Origin of the sequence: Hydrogenovibrio sp. 3SP14C1, assembly GCF_029625905.1 — a bacterium.
In the GTDB taxonomy this organism is placed as follows: Bacteria; Pseudomonadota; Gammaproteobacteria; order Thiomicrospirales; family Thiomicrospiraceae; genus Hydrogenovibrio.
In genome coordinates, this window is sequence record NZ_JARTLM010000308.1 from 1 (window position 1) to 238 (window position 238).

General features: G+C 43.3%; 1 pseudogene. It reads right to left on the reverse strand.

The features are described 5' to 3' along the window. A pseudogene (locus tag P8629_RS12645) lies at positions 1-238 on the reverse strand (IS30 family transposase); the annotation flags it as partial.

The window sequence follows — 238 nt, forward strand, 5'->3', positions numbered from 1 at the left end:
TCCACCTTTATAAACTGTGAAAGTCGAGAAGCCCTATCGACCATTGAGACCAGGCTTGGTCCTGTTTTTATCCCAATGACCGTATCAACCTCCCAATCTCCAATACGCTCTCTGTTATCAATAACTTTTGGACGCTCATCTATACTTAGGCCTTTATTTAGCTTGCCACGCGTCTCATAAACTCCACTACGTTTTTGATACCGTTTTTTACGACATAGGTAGCGGTATAAGTTGCCGC